Source organism: Pseudomonas sp. PDM21 (assembly GCF_014852505.2).
Taxonomy (GTDB): Bacteria; Pseudomonadota; Gammaproteobacteria; order Pseudomonadales; family Pseudomonadaceae; genus Pseudomonas.
The window spans coordinates 2,875,596-2,894,182 of record NZ_CM181223.1 but is presented as its reverse complement, the minus strand read 5'-3'; the positions used below and the strand labels follow the sequence as shown (position 1 = coordinate 2,894,182).

Genomic DNA, 18,587 nt, shown 5'->3' with positions numbered 1-18,587 from the left:
CTCAGGCGATGCGGCGCAGCCCTTTGCGCGCCTTGGCAGAGCGGGTGTAGCGGAACAGGTCCTTGGGATCGTTGTCCTCTTCCTCGCTCCACGGCACCAGGTCGATGCGCTCGCCGAGGCCCAGGCGACTGGCCTGCTCATTCACGTAGCGCAACGCGGAGTAATCCTCGAGGGCGAAGCCGACCGAGTCAAAGATGGTCACCTGCTCGGCGCTGTCGCGCCCGGCCAGCTGGCCCGCCAGCACGCGCCACAGATCGGTCACCGGGAAGTCCGCCGGCATCTGCTGGATCTCGCCCTCGACCCGCGATTGCGGCTCGTACTCGACGAACACCTTGCCGGCGCGCAGGACGTCGGCGTGCAGTTCGGTCTTGCCCGGGCAGTCGCCACCCACGCCGTTGATGTGCATGCCCGACTCGATCATCTCCGGGGTAAGAATGGTCGCGTAGGCCTTGTCGGCGGTCACCGTGGTGACGATGTCGGCGCCGCGCACCGCTTCGGCGGTGGAGCCGGCGCGGATGATTTTCAGGTTGGGGACGTCCGCCAGGTTGCGGATCAGCTTCTCGGTGGCCTGCGGATCGATGTCGTAGACGGCGATTTCCTCGATGCCCAGGTGGTGATGGAAGGCCAGGGCCTGGAACTCGCTCTGTGCGCCATTGCCGATCAGCGCCATGCGTCGCGAATCCGGGCGGGCCAGCGCGCGGGCGGCCATCAGCGAGGTGGCGCAGGTGCGCAGCGCGGTGGCCACGGTCAGCTCGGAGAGCAGCACCGGATAGCCCGTCTCGACATCCGCCAGCACACCGAAGGCCATGACAGTGAACAGCCCGCGCTGGGTGTTCTGCGGGTGGCCGTTGACGTACTTGAAGGCATAGCGGGCGGTATCGGACACGGGCATCAGCTCGATGACGCCGATCTCGGAGTGGTTGGCGACACGGGCGGATTTGTCGAAGGACTCCCAGCGCACGAAATCCTGGGCGATGGTGTCGGCGAGTTCGCCGATGAAGCGGGCGACACCGATCTGCTGGACCAGTTGGGACATCGTGGGGACGTCGACGAAGCGAGTCATGGTGGGACCTCCGATTGTTGTGATTGGACTTTTCTGTCGGTGTATTCGAACGGTACCGCCCCGCTCCAGCATGCCTCGAACAGCGGGCACAACAACGTCGCAGAGGCCCTGGATCAGGTCTGCACTTCGGGAGAGGGGCTACACGATTCTCCCACCGGCCCCAGAGAAAACCCGGCTGTAATGGAGGGCTTTGCCGGCCGATCCGGCTGTATTGGAGGGTCATGACAGCCGATTCGGCTGCGCTTGAGGCAGCCGCTGGCGGGGGGATATCAGCGGAGGAAAACGCCGGAGAAAAGCGAGTCCACGGCGCTAGCTGGCGGACTCCTTGATAGTCGTCAGCTCAGGGTGGGCAACCAGCTTGTCGATGTGCAGGCTCTCATCGTTCAGCCAGGTTTCGGTGAGCGCGCGGTAGTGCTCCATGTCGCGGCAGCGCATGCGCACGCTGTAGTCGAAGGTCCCGCTGATCAGCTGGCAGTGCAGCACTTCCGGGCAGGCGATCATGCGTGCCTCGAAGGCCTTCTGCGCGGTGCGGCCACTCTGGTTGGACAACGCGACCAGCACCAGCAGCGACAGACCCGCGGCGATCTTCTGTTCGTCGATGACGGCTCCGTAGCCACGGATGATGCCGTGCCGCTCCAGCTTGCGGACGCGTTCCTGGCAGGGGCGCGGGGTGAGGTGGACCAGCGCGGACAGCTTGCCGTAGGTGATGCGGCCCTGGTGACGGAGGATGCGGAGGATCTCCTCGTCGATGCGGTCCAGGGTGAAGGGCGTACTGTCCTGATCTTTCCTGCTCATGCTGTTTCACGCTGGTTCGTCGGTGTTGGCGGCGTCCCTGCACCGCCCGATCTTTATGGGGCACGCCTCGCCGTCTGTCAAAGCGCGCCGTGCCGTCTGCGACAGCACGGCGCACCCGCTCAGATTTCCCGTGCCAGCTCGCTGCCGTTGCCGCGTCGGCTGAGCACCGCGAGGTACACCAGGCCGATGGCTATCCAGCCTGCGCCCAGCTCCTGCGCCTCACGGCTCATGCTGAACAGTACGTAGGCGATGATCACCAGGCCGATCAACGGGAACACCAGGTGGCGCAGCACCTGGCCGCTCTTCTGGCGGATGAAGTAATGATTGATCACCGCCAGGTGCAGCAGGCAGAAACCGGTCAGCGCGCCGAAGTTCACCAGCGAGGTGAGCACGTCCGGCGAGTCGAGGAAGTAGATGCCGATGCCCAGCGACAGCACGCCGACCAGGTACAGGCTGATGTGCGGGGTCTGGTACTTCGGGTGCACCTTGGCCAGCACTCGCGGCAACTTGCCGTCGCGAGCCATGGAGTACAGCAGGCGCGAAACGGCGGCTTGCGAGGTGATCGACACAGTCACGCCCCAGGCCAGCGCGGTGGACACCGCCGTCAGCGTGGACAGCCAGCTGCCGCCGGCCGCTTCGGCGATCTCGTAGAAGGCGGTGTCCGCCGACTTGAAGGTCATGCCCGCAGCCAGGTCGGTGGCCAGCCAGGTCTGCACGATGAAGATCGCGCCCATGACGAACAGCGCGATCAGCGAGGCGCGGCCAATCTGCTTGGCCGGGTCGCCCTTGACCTCCTCGGCGAGGGTGGAGATCGCATCGAAGCCGAGGAACGACAGCACCGCGATGGACACCGCCTTCATCACCAGGCCGAGGTTGAAATGCTCCGGCTGCAGCAGCGGTTCCAGCGTCAGCCGGCCATTGCCCAGGCCGCCTTCCAGCGCGTGGTAACCCACCGCCAGGAAGATCGCCAGCACCACCAGTTCGGCGATCAGGAACAGCAGGTTGAAGCGCGCCGCCAGGGTGATGCCGCGCAGGTTGATGAGCGTGGCGGACACCAGGAAGATCAGCATGAAGACCAGCTTGGGGATCGCCGGGAACAGGTGGTTCAGCGCCAGCGCGCTGAACACGTAGAGCAGCGGCGGGATCAGCAGGTAGTCCAGCAGCAGGACCCAGCCGGCAATGAAACCGACGTTGGGGTGGATGCCGCGCTGGGCATAGGAGTACACGGAACCGGCGATGGGAAACGCGCGGGACATCGCGCCATAGCTGAGCGCGGTGAAGAGCATCGCCACCATGCCCACCAGGTAGGCCATGGGCACCATACCGTGGGCGTCGGCATGGACCCAGCCGTACACGCCGAAGGGGGCGATCGGGATCATGAAGATCATCCCGTAGATCACCAGGTCGCCGAGCGTCAGGCTACGGCGGAGTTGTTGCTTGTATCCGAACTGTTCGATGGCCACGGGGCACTTCCTCTGGGAACGGCAGCTTTCAGGGTTCGGCGCTCATGCGCTGAATTGTTGTTGTTTTCAGAACCCGCCCGCCCCGGCCGAACGCACCAGGTCGGGCATGGGTCCTCAGAGCCAGGGAGCCAGGCGTGTCGCCCAGGCTTCCACCCCTTGCGGGGTCCGCAGTCCGTCATTGCGGATTTCGATCAACACGGCGTCCACGCCGCGCTCGTCGCCATGCACCGGGACAGTCATGTCCTCCAGCGGGTCGATCACATAGGGCTGGTTGGCGCCGATTTCTTCCCCGCTCTCCCTCAAGCCAGCAACCATGCGCTGGGCATAGGCTTCGGCCTTCGCGTAGAGCACCCCGGCGACCCACGGGCGCGGCTCGCCGCGATAGCTCGGGGTGAAGCTGTGTACGCCGACAAGCCGGGTTGGCCGGGCGGCGGCCAGGCGCTCGTCGAGCAGCGCGGTCAATCGCTGGTGGAAGGGTTCGAACAGACTCGCGACCCTCTCCTGCCGGGCCGCGGCGCTCAGGTTGAGGTTGCCGGGGATCGGGTAGATCTCGCTGTGCTCGGGAATCGCATCGGGTGCCGACAGCGGGCGGTTGAGGTCGATCAGCAGGCGCGAGTAGTTGGCTACCAGCAGCGTGGCGTCCAGGCGCGCCGACAGCTCGCGGGCCAGCTCCAGCGCGCCGATGTCCCAGGCGATGTGCTCGGCGGCAGCCGCGTCGTCCAGGCCCAGCTGCGCCAGTTCCTCGGGGATGTAGCGACTGGCGTGCTCGCAGACCAGCAGCACCGGGCTCTTGCCCTGCGGGTTGACGATCTCGAACGGCGGACGCCGGTAGAGGCCGGATTCAGTAGAACTTTGCATAGGATTCACAGAGTTGTTCTTCGCTGAGTTCACGGGTCAGGGCCTGCTCCTGGCGCTTCATGGAGACGTAGGTCTGCAGCAGCGCCGGCGGCAGCTGGGCGCACAGTTCGGTATCGGCGAGCAGCAGGCGCTGGGCCTCCTCCAGCGAACCCGGCAGCGACTTGATCCCCAGCTCCTCGCGCTGGGCGTCGCTGAGACTGTGCGGATCGACGTCGGTGACCGCCGACAACGGCAGTTCCTGCTGCATGCCCAGGCGCCCGGCGATCAGCACCGCGGCCATGGCCAGGTGCGGGCTGGCAGTGGCGTCCATGGGGCGGAATTCCAGGTTGAACTGGCGCGCCTTGGGTTTGCCGCCAATTTCCACCACCGGGCAGATGCGCAGCGCGGCTTCGCGGTTGCGCAGGCCCAGGCAGGCGTAGGCGGCGCTCCAGTGGTGCGGCTTCAGCCGCAGGTAGGACACCGCCGTTGGCGCGGTGAGCGCGCACAGCGCCGGCAGGTGGCGCAGCACGCCAGCGGCCCAGTGCTCGGCGAGCTTCGACAGGTTGCTCGGCGCGGCTTCGTCGTAGAACACCGGGGTACCGTCCAGGCGTTGCAGGCTCAGGTGCAGGTGCACGCCGTTGGTCACGGCGCCGGGCGCCAGCAGCGGCGTGAAGGTGCTGCGCCAGCCGAACTGGCGGGCGATCTCGCGGGTGACTTCGCGGGCGTTCACTGCGCGGTCGGCCGCAGCAACGCCCTGGGTCGGCCGGCAGGTGACTTCGTACTGGTTGCGGCCGTACTCGGGCAGGAACATTTCCGGCTCGGCGCCGATCTGTTCCAGCGCGCTCATCAGCCAGCCGCCGAAGTTGCCGGTCTGCCGCTGTGCCTGAAGCGAGAAAGCGGCGGCGTGTTCGTCCGCCAGGCCCAGCAGGTTGAATTCATGTTCGAAGGCGGCGGTGACTTGCAGATCGAGCTCCCGGTAGCGGGCGATCTCCTCGCGCAGCAGCGTGCGCGGGCACACCGGCCAGGGCGCGCCGGTGGTGGTCACCAGGTCGCCGTGCAGGTAATCCAGCGGCGCGGCCTGGGCGTCCGGGCCGTTTTGAAGTCGCACCCGGCTGCTCGGGTCGGGCAGCAGGCGCAGGTCGCCGTGGCTGCCCCAGGGATTGTCGTCGGCAATGATGTCCTGGGGCGTCAGCGCGCTGTTGGCGGGCACCCAGCCACAACCAGTGACAAGCTGCTCGGCGACTTCCGATTCGGGAAGCGAGCGGCCACGGGTGATGCCGCAGAGGTCGGTGGTGACGAAGCTGGTCAGGCGCATCGGAGCGGGATTGTTATTGTTCTGACTCATGACGTTCTCCCGGCCTCAGGCCAGCGCGGCGATACGGGCCAGCACACTGTCGGTGTCGGCGATCCAGCAGTAGCCCTTGATCGCTTCCAGGCAGGCCTGGTGGCGTTCGGCGGTGTGGGTGGCGCAGGCGTCCTCGACGAGGGTGACGAGGTAGCCACGGTCGGCTGCGTCGCGCACGGCCATGTCCACGCACTGGTCGGTGACCACGCCGCAGATGATCAGGTGGCGGGTATTCAGGTTGCGCAGCACGTAGTCGATGGCGGTGGAGTTGAAGACCCCCGAGGAAGTCTTGGGCAGCACGATCTCGTTCTCCCGCGGCGCCAGGGCATCGATCACCTGAGCGTCGGGGCTGCCCTTGGGCAGGTGCATGTCGGAGAGCTTGTGGTCCAGCGAGCGGTCACGGCCATCGGCGGTGAGGCTCTCGATGATGGTGTGCAGCACCTCCCCGCCCACCTCGCGCATGGCCGCCAGCAGGCGCTGCTGGTTGGGTATCACGCTCGCCTCGACACGGTCGTAGAAGTAGGAGTGCGTCGCTGGATCGACATGAGCATCGCGGCCGGGGATGACCCAGGCGTTCTGCATGTCGACGAACAGGATGGCGGTCTGGCCGCGAGTGAACGGAAGGTCACGGGGCGATTGGTGGGGCAAGCTGAACACGGTCATTCCTCGAGGATGTGGCTGCCAAAGGCAGCTCTCAGGTGGTCGATGCCTTCCAGGCGTTCGTCGAGCTGGCCGTCCATGCGCGCTACCAGGCTGGCGATCAGCGCCTCGACCTGGGCCATGGTCGGCACCAGGGTGTCGAAGGGCGATGGGGATTCCACCGGGGCACTGATGATCAGGTCGGCGAACTCGCGCAGCGGCGAGTCGTAGATATCGGTGAACAGCACCACGCGGGCGCCACGGGCCTTGGCCGCACGGGTCACGCCCAGCGCCTGGGCCTGGTAGCGGCGGTAGTCGAACACCACCACCAGGGTCTGGCGGTCGATGTCGCCCAGCTGGTCGGGCAGCGCGGCGCCGTCGTCCAGCAACAGGCAACCGCTGCGCAGCATGCGCAGGTGCGCCACCAGGTAACCGGCGAGGAAGCGGCTGAAGCGGCCGCCGTGGCAGAGCACGCGCAGCTTGGGGTCGAGCAGCCAGTCGCCGAGCAGGCGCACGTCGTCGGCCTGGGTCAGCGCCAGGGTGCGTTGGATGCCTTCGCTGGCGTCGCTCAGGTAGTTGGACCAGACATCGTCGCGGCTCATGCCTTCGCGACGCCCGGCGAGCAGGGTGCGCGGCGAGCGCAGGCGGTCGTCCACCTCGGCCATCAGCGCGTTCTGGAAGTCGCTATAGCCGCTGAAGCCGAGCTTCTTCACCAGACGCAGGATGCTGGGATCACTGACCCCGGCCTGACGCGCGAGGCGCGACATCGGTCCGAGGCCGGCGCGCGGGTAGTCGTCGAGCAAGGCGCGCAGGACTTTGCGCTCGGCCTTGGTGAGCTCGACTTCCGGGGTGTTCAGGCGATCTTTGAGTGTGAGCATGGTGGCGCCTCTTGTTATGGCGCCATTTGTATAATGTGCTTCATAAACTTTCAATACGTATTTTTTGTAGTATTCACTACAAATTGCAGGCGCACGACTTCAGCGTGGCGACGTAGACGTTCGCCTGCGATTTTCCAGTGAATAGGCGGGGCGTGTTGGCAGGTGCTTCGAACGTCGTCGGCGACGGCAGTCAGGCTGAATGAACGAAGTGGGAAAAGGCGGCGCCAGCCACGATTCGCAGGAACGGCGCCACCAGCGCGCCGCTGCGTCAGACGCCCTCGTCGAGGCGCTCGACCCAGCGCTCGGCCGCGTCATGGGACGCCTGGAAGGCTTCCTCGTGGGACTCCCACGGGCCGACCACCACGTCCAGCGGCGACACGCCGGCCGGCATCTTCGCCAGCGACAGCAGCACTTCTCCCACCTTGCCCGGGGCGATGTATCGCGGCGACATCAACACGGCGACACCCGTGGACGTCAGGTACTCACTGGGTGCCATGAACTCCGGCTCGACTGACTGCTGCATGTGTTTCCCCCCTGGCCGTGGACGGCCCGTTCTGCTCTGGATGGCGGCGACGAGGCGCACAACGCGCACTCTTCCTGATTCCTGACCCGGCCGGACGAACCACAGTTCCGGCAACCACCGCCGTCCCGCCGGCTAGCGGACAAACGGCCGTTTCAGGCGGGCACCGGCTCATGCGCCGGCATCGGCCGCTTGAGCAGCGTGCCCACCAGCACCGCGAACACCAGCGCCGCGACGCCCGCCGCCAGCAATACACCCTCGAAACCGCCGATGAAGGCCTGGCGCACAGCGGGCGCCAGCGCACTGCGCAGTGTCGGATCGACCAGCGACAGCGCCGCCGTGAAGTCCCCCGCCGCCGCGCGGGTCGCCATCTCGGCAGCCTTGTCCAGGTGCGCAGGGGCAAGCTTTGCCAGTGCGTCGCGCAGCAACTGGGCGCTGCGTGCGGCCAGGATGCCACCGAGAATGCCGATGGCCAGCACGATGGCGGCGAAGCGCGTGGTGGTGCTCAACCCCGAGGCCATCCCGGTGCGCTCGCGGGGCACGCAGGCCATGATGTTCTTCTGCGTATCGCCGTTGAGCAGCCCGGCGCCGGCACCCAGCACCAGGCTGGCGAGGGCGAAGGCCAGGTAACCGCCCTCCCCGGCCGCCAGCGCGCAAAGCAGGTTGCCCGCACCGACCAGCACCAGGCCGAAGGCAAAGATCCGCGCCGGGCTGAAGCGCCCACTCAGGCGCATGCCCACCCTTGGCGCCAGCAGCATCGCCACGGCGAACGGCAGCATCCCCGCGCCCGCCGCCACCGCCGACAGCTGCAGTCCGTTCTGCAGGTACAGCGGCAGCAGGGTCATCATCACCTGGGCACAGGCGGCGTAGGCGAACATGCCGAGCAGGGCGCCGATGAAGCGACCGCTGCGCATCAGCCGCAGGTCGATCATCGGCCGCGCCTGGCTGCGCTCCACCAGCACGAACAGACCCAGCAGACCGGCGCTGACCAGCAACCGCGCGAGGGTCGGCGGGCTGTCCCAGCCGACGCGGTTGCCATCGATCAGCGCCCAGATCAGGTAGCCCAGGCCGCCAGCGAAGGTCAGGCTGCCCAGCGGGTCGAGGCGCGCGGCAGCGCTGTCGCGGGACTCCTTGATGCTGCGCAGCGCCATCACCCCCAGCAACACTACCAGTGGCAGATTGAGGTAGAAGATCCAGCGCCAGCCCAGGGTGGCGGATATCACCCCGCCCAGCAGCGGCGCGAAAGTGATGGTGGCGCCCATGCACGCGCCCCAGAAGGCCCAGGCGCGCAGGCGCTCCTCGGGTTCGTGGAAGCGATGGCCGATGGCGGCCAGCGCCGAGGTCAGCAACAGCGCGGCGCCGACTCCCTTGGCGGCGCGGGCGATATCCAGGAACAGCAGGCTCGGCGCCGCACCGCAGGCCAGCGAGGCTGCGCCGAACAGCACCAGCCCGAGCAGCAGCATGCGCCGCCGGCCGAAACGGTCGGCCAGGCTGCCGGCGGGCAGCAGGCAGGCGGCGAAGGCCAGCAGGTAGGCGCTGACCACCCACTCGATATCGGCGAAGGAGCCGGACAGGTCGCGGGCGATGCTCGGCAGCGAAACGGCAACGATGTTGGTGTCGAGGATGATCAGCGCACACACCGCCGAGGCGGTCAGCAGGGTGAAACGGGCGGAGGGTCGTGGGCGAATCACAGGGTCGGACATGGCAAGGCTTCCCGCGTTGGCCGGCGCACCGGGTTTTGCCCTCGCCGCGTCAGCCTTGTAGTGTTGCCTCAACGGTAACGCCCGCGTGCGCCGGGCTTGTTAGCCACGGCGGCCTTCGTCATTAGCCTGCGACTAACGAACATGGAAATCCGTCATTTCCGCTACTTCCTCAGCGTCGCCCACCACGGCCACTTCACCCGCGCGGCCGAGCAACTGGGCATCGCCCCGCCGACCCTGAGCCGGCAGATCCAGGACATGGAAAAGGAACTGGGCGTGCTGCTGTTCCAGCGCAGCCAGCGCGAGGTGCGCCTGACCGCCGCCGGCGAAGCCCTGCTGGCGGAAGCCGGACTCGCGGTACGCCAGTTCGACGCCGCGCAACTGGGCGCGCAGCGCGCCGGCCGGGGCGAAACCGGGCATCTGCGCCTGGGCTACGTGGCCTCAGCGGCCTACTCCGGCGTGCTGCAGCAGCATGTCGAGCAATTCACCCGCGCTCTGCCGGCGGTGGACCTGGACATCAGCGAAGCGCCCATGGCGCAACTGCCGGCGCAAGTACGCGACGGTACGCTCGACCTCGCCTACGTGCGCTCGCCGATGAGCCTGCCGGAGGAGCTGGAAGCCATCGCGCTGCAGGAGGAAGGCTTCGTTCTCGCCCTGCCCGCTTCCTCGCGCCTCAACGAGCTGCCGGAGATTCGCGCCGCGCGCTTGAGTGGTGAAACCTTCATCCTCCCGGAGCAGATCTCCGGCACGCTGGAAGTGGCCAGCGCCGGCGGCTTTGCCCCGCGCCTGGGCCAGCAGCCGGGCAGCCTGGTCGCGGTGATCGCGCTGGTGTCCCTCGGCCGCGGCGTCGCCATCGTCCCCGAGTCCGTGGTGCGCCGGGTGCAGTTGCCGCAGGTGAACTACCGCCCGCTCGCTGACTGCGCGCCGCGCTCGTGGCTGTCACTGCTGCACCGGCGCTTCGAGAAATCACCGCTGGTGCGGCGCTATATCGAACAGGTCCGGGCTCAGTCCGCCGACCACACCGCCAGCTCGTAGCCGTCCGGGTCGATGAAATGGAAACGCCGGCCGCCGGGGAAGGCAAACGTCGCGCGGCTGATGGTGGCGCCGGCGGCTTCGAGGCGCGCCTGGGTCTGCGCCAGGTCGTCGGCGTAGAGGATCACCAGCGGGCCGCCGGGGCGTACCGGCTCACCGGTGGTGAAACCGCCGGTCAGGCGGCCGTCGCTGAACTCGGTATAGGTGGGGCCGTAGTCGGTGTAGCGCCAGCCGAACGCACTGGCGTAGAAGGCCTTGCTGCGCGCGATGTCGCTGACGTTGAACTCGATGTTGTCGATCTGACGGTCGTTTCCGCGGATACCCATAGTCGCCTCCTGGCAAGTCATGTCGGCCTGATCCTACGGCAAATCCCCGCGAGCAAAGCGCACCGCGCCGGTCGACCGCAGGCTGATTGGCCATTTTACGCCGATTGACGAATAATCATCGCGACTCAGCCAGACTCGCTGCCATGCTCAACATCCCCCTCGCCAGTGTCGACGACGTCGACCGCGCTGTGCTCGCCATCGGCACCGATTACCCGCTCGGCACGCTGCTCAAGCCCCACGCCCACCGCCGAGCGCAGTTCCTCTATGGCATGAGCGGGCTGATGGAGGTGGAAACCGAGGACGGCGCCTGGGTGATCCCACCCTACAGCGGCGTGTGGATTCCCGCCGGCAAGCAGCATCGGGTGCTGATGCGCGGGGTCAGCACACGCAGCCTGTACATCGACCCGCAGGTGCCGGTGCGCGACACCCTGCTGTGCCAGGCGCTGACCGTCTCGCCGCTGCTGCATCACCTGCTGCTGGCCAGCGTCGAGGTGCCGGCGCTGCACGACGAGCACGGCCGCGACGGCGACCTGATCCGCCTGCTGCTCCACGAGCTGCGCCAGGCGCCGAGCCTGCCGCTGTTCGCACCGCTGCCGGCGCACCCGCGACTGCTGGAGCTGTGCCGGGACTTCCTGCGCGCACCGGCCATCGACGTCACCGCGGAGCGCTGGGCCGGCGAGCTGCATTGCAGCACGCGCACCTTCAGCCGGCTGTTCCGCCAGCAGACCGGCCTCTCCTTCGGCGCCTGGCGCCAGCAGGCCTGCCTGCTTGCCGCCGTCACCCGGCTCGCGGCGGGCAACCCGGTCACCCGCGTGGCGCTGGAGCTGGGCTACGACAGCCCGAGCGCCTTCTCCAGCATGTTCCGCCGCAGCCTGGGCGTGGCGCCCAGCAGCTACCAGGCCTCGGCGGACAGCACTGCGGTGACCGCGTAACACCGCTGGCGCAATCGGACTGAACCCTCGCCGGCCCTCTCCTTCGATATGCACATGTCGCATCCGTCGAACCAACGCTGTCGAAGGAGCCTCCATGCACAACCTGGAAACCCCGACCCTCAAGCTGGGACTGTTCAAACCCTCGGGCAGCTTCGGCCAGGCGCTGATCGCCGGCGCCCTGCAACGCCAGCACGAGGTCACCGTGCTGCTCGACGACCTCAACCGCCTGCGTGCGCGCCCCGGCCTGCGCTGCAAGCTGGGCAGCCTGGACTCGTCCATCGTGGTCAGCCAGGCCGTTTCGGGGTTGGATGTAGTCTTCGCCTTCCTCGCCGACCAGCCGGCGGAGGAGCTGCCGCCGCAGTGCGGCGCACTGATCGACGGTGCGTTGCGCGCGGAGGTCCCGCGCCTTCTGCTGGTGGGCCATTGGGGCTGGCTGGTGGAGCCTGCCGATGCTGACCAGGAACAGCTCGGCGCCGGCCTCGCCCGTAGCCTCGAAGTCAGCGGTCTGGACTGGACACTGGTGGAGGCACCGCCAATGCCCGAAGGCCTGCGCATCGACGACTTCAGTCGCGCCGGTAGCGCATCCGCCGAGGACTCCGCCCTGGCGCTGTCCTACGCCGAGGCGCTGCTGGACGAGATGCAGCTGAGCCTGCACAGCGGCCAGTGCCTGCGCCTGCGCAGCGGCGAGGAGTAGCCGCCATGTCCGGCCCCGATGCACTCAGCCAGTTTCTCGGCACCCTGCTACTGGCGCTGGCCTTCAGCGCCTTCATCCTCTTCGTGCGCGGCTATCGCCCGGCCGGCGTCAGCGGTATCTGGTACGACCTGGTGCTGGTGTTCGTCGGCCTCTGGCTCGCACTGTGGCCGGAGCTGGGCAATTACCTGCGGAGCATGAGCATCCACAGCGCCATCGGCCTGCTGGCGCAGCTGCTTGCCACACTGCTGGGCGGAATACTGGGGGCGGGAGTGGCGTATGGATTGCGCCGTGTCATGCGCGAAAGCGGCAGCGACAGCCGGCCGGGGAGATGAGTGAAAGCGGTGCGACGGCGGACGATGGCCTGGACCACCGCCCGTCGCGCCCCTCAGGCCTCAGGGGTGATCCACGACCTGAGTGACGGCGTGGGGGTAATAGGCCACCCGCAGCGTATGCGGCTGGCCCATCAGTTGGCCATCGCCGTACCAGGTGATGTTGTCCTGGCGCAGGGTCATGCCGTCGCTGGTGTATTCGTACTCGCCGCCGTTGGAAGTGCTGAAGGCAAAGCGCTCGCTGTCCATCTGCTTCAGGTCGAAGCGGGTGCCAGCCGGCGGCATCTGCTGCTTCACGCGCTTGAGGTAGGCCGGCGCCAGTTCGGAGAACAGCTCGCGGGTGCGTGACTGATACTGGGCATCGGTGAGACCGGGGGTCTGCTGCAGTTTCTCGGCGATCAGGGTGAAGTACTCGGCATCGGTGCGGGCCAGCGCCATGCGCACGGCCATCACTTCGCCCAGGCGGGCCTGGTCGACCTGCAGCTTGCCGTCGGCGCCCTTGTCCGGGGCGATGAACTCGTTGCCATCGACCTGGATCAGCGGCGTGGTAGCCAGGTAGGCGGCGCAGGCGATCTGCTGGCCGGTGTGGTTCCCGCTGACCAGCAGCGCGGTGACGCCACCCTTCTCCTTCAGGCCGGCAGTGCTTTCGCCACTGGCGGCGACGAAACGGTCCACTTCCGCCTGGGTGGCTTCGCCACGGGCCAGGCTGCAGACCTGCTGCATTACGGCGGGATTACGTTTGCCGCCGACCAGCGGGCTCATGCTGAACACGGCGTTGCGGATGATCGGCAGGGCTGGATAGTCCAGCGTGCCCAGGTGCTGCTGGGCGCTGGCTTTGGCATCGCTGGCGGGAGTCTGGTCGGAGCCTTTGCAGCCGGCCAGCAGGCAGACGGGGATCAGCATCGCGGTCAACCATTTGCTCTGGATGTTCATGGCGTGTTCCTCACTCGTGGGCTTGCGCCGCAGCGGCGCTGGATTCGATGACGACCCGGCGGTCGGCCGCCAGGCAGTTGATCAGTTGGGTGCGCGGCAGGTCCGGGCAATCGGCTACCGGCTCAGCGGCCCCGGCACCGCGTACGTGCATCGAGGCGAACGGCACGCCAGCGGCGGCCAGGTATTCGCGCACCGCTTCGGCACGGCGCCGCGACAGCTCGCGGTTGTAGGCCGGCGAGCCAAGACGGTCGGTGTGCCCGGTGATGCTGATCTGCGATGGCTGCTGCGCCTTCAGTTGTTCGGCCAGGGGCGCCAGGCTGGCGCGGCCGGCAGGGCTGAGTTCAGCGCTGTTGAAGGCGAAAGTGGCGTCACCGCCGAGGGTGACACGCTGCGAAGCAGCCGGTGCCGTCACGGGTGATTGAGCCGGGGCCGGCTGGGCCTGATCCAGGCAGTCGGCCGGCGAGAACAGGAAGGTCTGCGCCTGCATGTCCTTGTCGAACAGCACCTTGTACTGGCAGACCAGGTCCTGCTGGCCCGGACGGCGGAAGCGCAGGACGTAGTCCCATTCATGCACGCCGAACAGGCCTTCCTGGAAGTGCGGGGTGCCGAGCAGTTCGTAGAGCTGGGCCTTGCCCATGCCCGGCTGTACCTTGCCGAGGTTTTCCAGGTTCACGTAGCTGCCCTGCGGGCGGTAGGAATCGCTGATCGCGGGGAATTGCGGATCGGCACTATGCCCCTGGGCATCGACCACGCTGTGGCTGCCGCAGGCTGCCAGCAGCAGTCCGCTGCAGGCCAGGGCCAGGGTGCACAGGTTGCGGATGGTGAAAGTGTTCATTTTGACCTCCTTCGCGCAGCCCGACCGGAGCCGGGCCGCGACGTAATGACTTACCACTGGTAACCGAGACCGACGGCGACGCCGGCTTCACCCTGGCTGCTGGTACTGCCCTGCAGCTTGGTGACCCACTTGCCGTTGTCGGAGATGCGCGAGACGCCAATCGCCAGCGCACCCTGGCCGCGGTAGTTGCCCAGCCCGACGGTGGCCATGCTGGCCCCGGCCGAGTGCGGCTGCGGCAGGGTCGCCATGGCCATGGCCCCGGCGATACCGGCGCTGAGGATGTCGTCCTGTTTCTTCAGGTCGTGGCGCAGCGCGTTGTAGCGGGAGTCGGTGTAGTCGTAGAACTGGTTGGAGATGTCACCCATGCTCTGCTGCAGCTGGCTGACGTTCACCGCATCGGTCGGCGCGGTGCCGGCGGCGAGGTTGGTGATCTGCCGCTCGTTGCCGGCGCTGCCCATCGAGACGCTGTTGGCGCGGTCGGCGACCGAATTGGCACCCAGTGCCACCGAGTTCTGCGCCTGGGCGCTGGAGCCGTTGCCCAGGGCCGTGGCGTTGGCGCCGCGGGCCCGTGCGCGGGTGCCGATGGCCGCACTGTTGTTGCCCGAGGCCTCCGCTCCCGCGCCGCCGGCCACCGCATCGGTGCCGGTGGGGCGCGGCTTGGGCAGGCTGCTGCTGTTGTTCACCTGGAACATGCCATCGGTGCCGTTCTGCAGCTGGGTGATGTCGGTCTTCGCCTGGGTGACGCGGTTGTCGACGTTGTTGATGGTGCTGTTGACCGTGTTGCCGTGGTCGCGCAACTGCGAGACGTTGACCGCATCGGTGTCGGCCTCGCCGGCCTTGACGTTGGTGATCTGCCGTTCGTTGCCGGCGCTGCCCACCGAGACGCTGTTATCGCGATCGGCCACCGAGTCGGCGCCCAGGGCCACGCTGTTCGCGGCCTCGGCACTGGCTCCGGCGCCGATGGCCGAGCTGCGCTCGCCGGTGGCGGCAGCACCCTCGCCCATGGCCACCGAGGAACTGCCAGTGGCGCTGGCGCCGGTGCCCACCGCCGTGGCGCTGTCAGCGCTGGCGGTTGCATGGCTGCCGATGGCGCTGGCGTTGCTGGCACTGGCATTGGCGCCATCGCCCATGGCCAGGGAGGACCTCCCGGAAGCCTGGGCGGCCGGGCCGACGGCGATGGAATCGGCGCCGCTGGCGATGGAGTCGGGTTTCTGCGAATTGGCGTGGAAGTACCTGATGCCGCCCAGGGTGATGTTGTTGATCTGGGTGGTCACTTCGTACAGCTGCGAGCCGTTCACTGCGTCGGTGGAGGTAGCGTCGATATTGCCGGCGGCGACGTTGGTGATCTTGCTCGGCCCGCGCCCGCCGTGGTTGGCGCTGAAGGCCCCTTTGCCACCATTGGCGGTCGGGTCCCAGAGCAGCGCATCCTGGCTCAGTTGGTCGGTGCGGTCGGAGACACCCTTGAGTTGCGAGACGTTCACCGCGTCGGTCTCATCCGCGCCTGCCGCGACACCCGTGACACGGCGGTTGCCGACATTGACTTCACCTGTCGCACTGCCGCCCACCAGATACGCCTGATGTCCCAGGGTGCTGCCATCGGCGACGGAACCTGCGCCCAGCGCCACGCTGCCGTCATGGCTGGACACCGCGCCCATGCCAATGGCGACGGAGTCCTGGCCGAGCGCCGCCGAATCAGTGCCGGTGGAGTTGGCGTGGAAGTACTTGGTGCCCGTGTTGTAGATATTCTCGACGTGGTCGCCCAGGTTGGAGACATCTCCTTCCACGTTGGTGACGCGGCCACCCAGGTGCGTCACCTGAGTGTTGGTCGCGGATAACTGCGAACCGTTCACTGCATCGGTGGAGTTGTCGTTGATATCGCCGGCTGCGACGTTGGTGATCTTGTTCGGCCCGTTGCCGTGGTGGGTGGCGCTGAAGCTGTTGCTGCCCCAGTCCCAGAGCAGCGCATCCTGGCTCAGTTGCTCGGCCCGTTCGGAAACGCCCCTGAGCTGCGAGACGTTCACAGCATCGGTGTCATCGGCACCAGCGGCGAGGTTGGTGATGCGGCGTTCGGCTCCGGAGGAACCAACGGAGACCTCACCGTTAGCATTGCCCATCGCCGGGTAGCCGCCTGCCATGTACGCTGGATGGCCGAGATTGGCCGTGGTGGTGCTGCCCGCCCCCAGCGCCACGCTGTTGTCGGCACTGGCGTTGCTATTGCGGCCCAGCGCCAGGGCGTCCTTGCCAGTCGCCTGAGCCTGATAACCGACCGCCGTGGAGCCCTGGCCCTTGGCGTAGGCGTCGTCCACCTGCAGCCCTTCGTCATTGGTGCGCACGTAGCGGATGCCACGTCCGTTCTCGGCGACGTTGGCATCGTTGTCGTTGCCGAAGACGTTGTTCACCCGGTTGTCGACATGGGTGACTCGGTTGTCGACCTGAGTGACGCGGTTATCGACGTTGGTGACGTTCTCGTTGGTCTCGTTGAGCTGCGACATGTTCACCGCGTCGCTGTCATCCGCACCACGGGCGACGTTAGTGATCCTGGTGCCGCCGGTCCTGGTCGACGAGTTGTAGGTATCGCCCTGCATCACCACCTTGTTGTAGTTGATGCTGCCGGTGACCGGATCGCGCTCGTACTTGACCGCGCCGGCGTCGCCGTCGGCCACCTGCTCGCCCAGGGCTTTCAGCTGGCTGACGTTGACGCCGTCGGTATCCTGCGCGCCAGCGGCAAGGTTGGTCAGGCGGCGGACGATCGGAGCGTTGCTGGTGTCGCCGGCATGACCGATGGAGAATTCGCTGTCGGCAACACTGCCAGCAACGCTGGTGGCGCCAGTCGGAACGTAGGCAGTTTCCGTGCGTATGCTTCTGCCGGCAGTGCTGGTGCTGTTGGCGCCCAGCACGATGCTGTTAAGCCCGTTGGCTTGCGCACCATTGCCGATGGCCACCGAGTTGGAGCGACTGGCCGAGCTCGCGTTGCCCAGGGCAATTGCGTTACTGGCATCCATCCCTACACTGCTGCCGTTGCCCAGCGCCATGCCGTTGCTGGCACGGTCACCGACCATTGCCTTTGTACCTAACGCCACCGTGTTGCTCGCGCCGACTCCGATCTGACTGCTACTCCCCAGGGCCAGGCCATTGCTGGAGTTGGTACCGACCACGGCAGAGCTGCCCAGCGCTACGGAATTGGTCGCGCCGGTCACGGCGGATGTGCCCAGAGCCAGCGAGTTGTTGGCATTGGCAGTCGCGCCCTTGCCAAGGGCTGCAGCGTTCTGGGCACCGTCGGCGATCAGACTGCCGCTACCCAGCGCGAGGCTGTCGGTGGCGCTCTGGCCGACCTTCGCAGCGCTGCCCATCGCAACGGAGCCCGCTGCACCCGCCACCGAACTTTCGCCCAGCGCCGTGGACCGGGAAGCTTGAGCATTGGCTCCGAAGCCCAGCGCTGTCGCTTTGTTGGCGTCCGCGGCAACCTGGCTGTTGTTGCCCAGCGCCATGCTGTCGGTGGCGCCGCGATTGACGGTCGCGCCATTGCCCAGCGTGAGCGCGTCGTTGGAAAGGGTCTGCGCGCCGTTGCCGATGGCGATGCCCTTGCTGCCCTGCACCAGGGCGTTGTTGCCCACGGCCAGGCCCTGGCTCGACTCGCTGCCGACCTTCGCCCCTGTCCCGAAGGCGCTGGCATCCTGGCTCAGGCTCTGGGCGTTGTTGCCGATGGCGATGGCATCGGCGCCAGTGGCGCTGGTGCCATTGGCATCGTTGACGTTGCCGATGGCCATGGAATTGCTGCCATCGATCTTGTTGTTCAGACCGATTCGGCCGCCGTTGACGTAGAGCTCGTTGCCCAGGGTCAGCGAGTTGCTGCCATCCGCCTGGGAGCCGGTTCCATAGAACAGCACCCGGCCAGTCTGGGTCGATTTGTCATTGGAAAGACAGTTTTCGTTCCCGCTGTCGGGGCCGTCATACTTCCAGCCCGTGCTACCAGTGGCACCGGTGTCATGCACGAAGATGCAACCTGGATCGGTGCTGTCGTTGACGTACAGACCGGGGTTACCTGCCACCGCACCGGCCATCCCGCTGACGGCAAGGCCGACGCTCAACGCCAGCAGAGACAGGGCCTGCTTTAACGGACGGCCCGCGCCGGCACCGCGATGACCACTCTTGCCGACGCGACTGGTCAGCTCCGAGGCAACACACCAGGCAGCGCGACTGCGCGACCACACCAGACGATAAATCCTGTTCATGAGAAGCTCCTTCCAGGGGCGCTGCCCCCGGATT

General features: G+C 67.2%; 17 protein-coding genes. 4 read left to right on the top strand and 13 right to left on the bottom strand.

Annotated features, from left to right (window positions below; translation table 11 throughout):
- Position 1: 1 nt before the first annotated feature.
- The 9 genes from ocd to IB275_RS13480 all read right to left on the bottom strand — a co-directional run bounded on the left by ocd (position 2) and on the right by IB275_RS13480 (position 9,243).
- Positions 2 to 1,063 (bottom strand): ornithine cyclodeaminase, encoded by a 1,062-nt coding sequence (gene ocd / locus IB275_RS13520; protein ID WP_192295552.1) that lies wholly within the window; start codon positions 1,061 to 1,063, stop codon positions 2 to 4.
- A gap of 309 nt (positions 1,064 to 1,372) precedes the next feature.
- Positions 1,373 to 1,858: an Lrp/AsnC family transcriptional regulator gene (locus IB275_RS13515; RefSeq protein WP_192295551.1), complete on the bottom strand. Its 486-nt coding sequence runs from the start codon at positions 1,856 to 1,858 to the stop codon at positions 1,373 to 1,375.
- A 119-nt stretch (positions 1,859 to 1,977) separates the two neighbouring features.
- Positions 1,978 to 3,321, bottom strand: coding sequence for an APC family permease (locus tag IB275_RS13510; RefSeq protein WP_138214478.1), 1,344 nt, complete (start codon positions 3,319 to 3,321; stop codon positions 1,978 to 1,980).
- A 114-nt stretch (positions 3,322 to 3,435) separates the two neighbouring features.
- On the bottom strand, positions 3,436 to 4,179 hold the full coding sequence (locus IB275_RS13505; RefSeq protein WP_192295550.1) for an N-formylglutamate amidohydrolase: 744 nt from the start codon (positions 4,177 to 4,179) through the stop codon (positions 3,436 to 3,438).
- Complete coding sequence (locus IB275_RS13500) at positions 4,163 to 5,503, bottom strand: glutamine synthetase family protein (RefSeq protein WP_192295549.1); 1,341 nt, start codon at positions 5,501 to 5,503, stop codon at positions 4,163 to 4,165. The genes IB275_RS13505 and IB275_RS13500 overlap by 17 nt, the downstream gene beginning before the upstream one ends.
- Positions 5,504 to 5,518: 15 nt before the next feature.
- Positions 5,519 to 6,160, bottom strand: coding sequence for a cysteine hydrolase family protein (locus tag IB275_RS13495; protein ID WP_192295548.1), 642 nt, complete (start codon positions 6,158 to 6,160; stop codon positions 5,519 to 5,521).
- Between the two features lie 2 nt (positions 6,161 to 6,162).
- Positions 6,163 to 7,020: a MurR/RpiR family transcriptional regulator gene (locus IB275_RS13490; protein ID WP_138214482.1), complete on the bottom strand. Its 858-nt coding sequence runs from the start codon at positions 7,018 to 7,020 to the stop codon at positions 6,163 to 6,165.
- Between the two features lie 268 nt (positions 7,021 to 7,288).
- Entirely contained in the window at positions 7,289 to 7,543 is a 255-nt protein-coding gene (locus tag IB275_RS13485; protein ID WP_138214483.1) for a hypothetical protein, read from the bottom strand.
- A gap of 152 nt (positions 7,544 to 7,695) precedes the next feature.
- Positions 7,696 to 9,243: an MFS transporter gene (locus IB275_RS13480; protein ID WP_192295547.1), complete on the bottom strand. Its 1,548-nt coding sequence runs from the start codon at positions 9,241 to 9,243 to the stop codon at positions 7,696 to 7,698.
- A gap of 141 nt (positions 9,244 to 9,384) precedes the next feature.
- On the opposite strand from IB275_RS13480, the gene IB275_RS13475 reads away from it, so the two are divergent.
- A complete protein-coding gene (locus IB275_RS13475) occupies positions 9,385 to 10,275 on the top strand; it encodes a LysR family transcriptional regulator (RefSeq protein ID WP_192295546.1) in 891 nt (296 codons plus the stop codon).
- Here the strand turns inward: IB275_RS13475 and IB275_RS13470 are convergent.
- Positions 10,245 to 10,598 carry a VOC family protein gene (locus tag IB275_RS13470; protein WP_192295545.1) on the bottom strand — a complete coding sequence of 118 codons (354 nt, stop codon included), beginning with the start codon at positions 10,596 to 10,598 and terminating at the stop codon, positions 10,245 to 10,247. The genes IB275_RS13475 and IB275_RS13470 overlap by 31 nt on opposite strands.
- Positions 10,599 to 10,741: 143 nt before the next feature.
- Between IB275_RS13470 and IB275_RS13465 the strand changes: the two genes are divergently transcribed.
- The 3 genes from IB275_RS13465 to IB275_RS13455 all read left to right on the top strand — a co-directional run bounded on the left by IB275_RS13465 (position 10,742) and on the right by IB275_RS13455 (position 12,556).
- The gene (locus IB275_RS13465; protein ID WP_192295544.1) at positions 10,742 to 11,530 is read left to right on the top strand and encodes an AraC family transcriptional regulator; all 789 of its coding nucleotides are present in this window, start codon (positions 10,742 to 10,744) and stop codon (positions 11,528 to 11,530) included.
- Positions 11,531 to 11,624: 94 nt separating this feature from the next.
- Positions 11,625 to 12,224: an NAD(P)H-binding protein gene (locus tag IB275_RS13460; RefSeq protein WP_192295543.1), complete on the top strand. Its 600-nt coding sequence runs from the start codon at positions 11,625 to 11,627 to the stop codon at positions 12,222 to 12,224.
- Positions 12,225 to 12,229: 5 nt separating this feature from the next.
- Entirely contained in the window at positions 12,230 to 12,556 is a 327-nt protein-coding gene (locus IB275_RS13455) for a hypothetical protein (protein WP_192295542.1), read from the top strand.
- A gap of 60 nt (positions 12,557 to 12,616) precedes the next feature.
- On the opposite strand, the gene IB275_RS13450 is transcribed toward IB275_RS13455, so the two are convergent.
- Genes IB275_RS13450 through IB275_RS13440 form a run of 3 tightly spaced genes read right to left on the bottom strand, consistent with a single transcriptional unit; the run spans position 12,617 to position 18,553 of the window.
- Positions 12,617 to 13,486: a hypothetical protein gene (locus IB275_RS13450; protein ID WP_192295541.1), complete on the bottom strand. Its 870-nt coding sequence runs from the start codon at positions 13,484 to 13,486 to the stop codon at positions 12,617 to 12,619.
- 10 nt (positions 13,487 to 13,496) lie between these two features.
- Positions 13,497 to 14,321 carry an OmpA family protein gene (locus tag IB275_RS13445; protein WP_192295540.1) on the bottom strand — a complete coding sequence of 275 codons (825 nt, stop codon included), beginning with the start codon at positions 14,319 to 14,321 and terminating at the stop codon, positions 13,497 to 13,499.
- Positions 14,322 to 14,371: 50 nt separating this feature from the next.
- Positions 14,372 to 18,553, bottom strand: a complete 4,182-nt coding sequence (locus IB275_RS13440) for a YadA-like family protein (protein WP_192295539.1) — start codon at positions 18,551 to 18,553, stop codon at positions 14,372 to 14,374.
- Positions 18,554 to 18,587 lie beyond the last annotated feature (34 nt).

Coding starts and splice junctions, on each gene's coding strand:
- IB275_RS13440 (WP_192295539.1), bottom strand. CDS start 18,553: ATGAACAGGATTTATCGTCTGGTGTGGTCGCGCAGTCGCGCTGCCTGG.
- IB275_RS13460 (WP_192295543.1), top strand. CDS start 11,625: ATGCACAACCTGGAAACCCCGACCCTCAAGCTGGGACTGTTCAAACCC.
- IB275_RS13515 (WP_192295551.1), bottom strand. CDS start 1,858: ATGAGCAGGAAAGATCAGGACAGTACGCCCTTCACCCTGGACCGCATC.
- IB275_RS13485 (WP_138214483.1), bottom strand. CDS start 7,543: ATGCAGCAGTCAGTCGAGCCGGAGTTCATGGCACCCAGTGAGTACCTG.
- IB275_RS13500 (WP_192295549.1), bottom strand. CDS start 5,503: ATGAGTCAGAACAATAACAATCCCGCTCCGATGCGCCTGACCAGCTTC.
- ocd (WP_192295552.1), bottom strand. CDS start 1,063: ATGACTCGCTTCGTCGACGTCCCCACGATGTCCCAACTGGTCCAGCAG.
- IB275_RS13455 (WP_192295542.1), top strand. CDS start 12,230: ATGTCCGGCCCCGATGCACTCAGCCAGTTTCTCGGCACCCTGCTACTG.
- IB275_RS13480 (WP_192295547.1), bottom strand. CDS start 9,243: ATGTCCGACCCTGTGATTCGCCCACGACCCTCCGCCCGTTTCACCCTG.
- IB275_RS13445 (WP_192295540.1), bottom strand. CDS start 14,321: ATGAACACTTTCACCATCCGCAACCTGTGCACCCTGGCCCTGGCCTGC.
- IB275_RS13470 (WP_192295545.1), bottom strand. CDS start 10,598: ATGGGTATCCGCGGAAACGACCGTCAGATCGACAACATCGAGTTCAAC.
- IB275_RS13450 (WP_192295541.1), bottom strand. CDS start 13,486: ATGAACATCCAGAGCAAATGGTTGACCGCGATGCTGATCCCCGTCTGC.
- IB275_RS13475 (WP_192295546.1), top strand. CDS start 9,385: ATGGAAATCCGTCATTTCCGCTACTTCCTCAGCGTCGCCCACCACGGC.
- IB275_RS13505 (WP_192295550.1), bottom strand. CDS start 4,179: ATGCAAAGTTCTACTGAATCCGGCCTCTACCGGCGTCCGCCGTTCGAG.
- IB275_RS13465 (WP_192295544.1), top strand. CDS start 10,742: ATGCTCAACATCCCCCTCGCCAGTGTCGACGACGTCGACCGCGCTGTG.
- IB275_RS13490 (WP_138214482.1), bottom strand. CDS start 7,020: ATGCTCACACTCAAAGATCGCCTGAACACCCCGGAAGTCGAGCTCACC.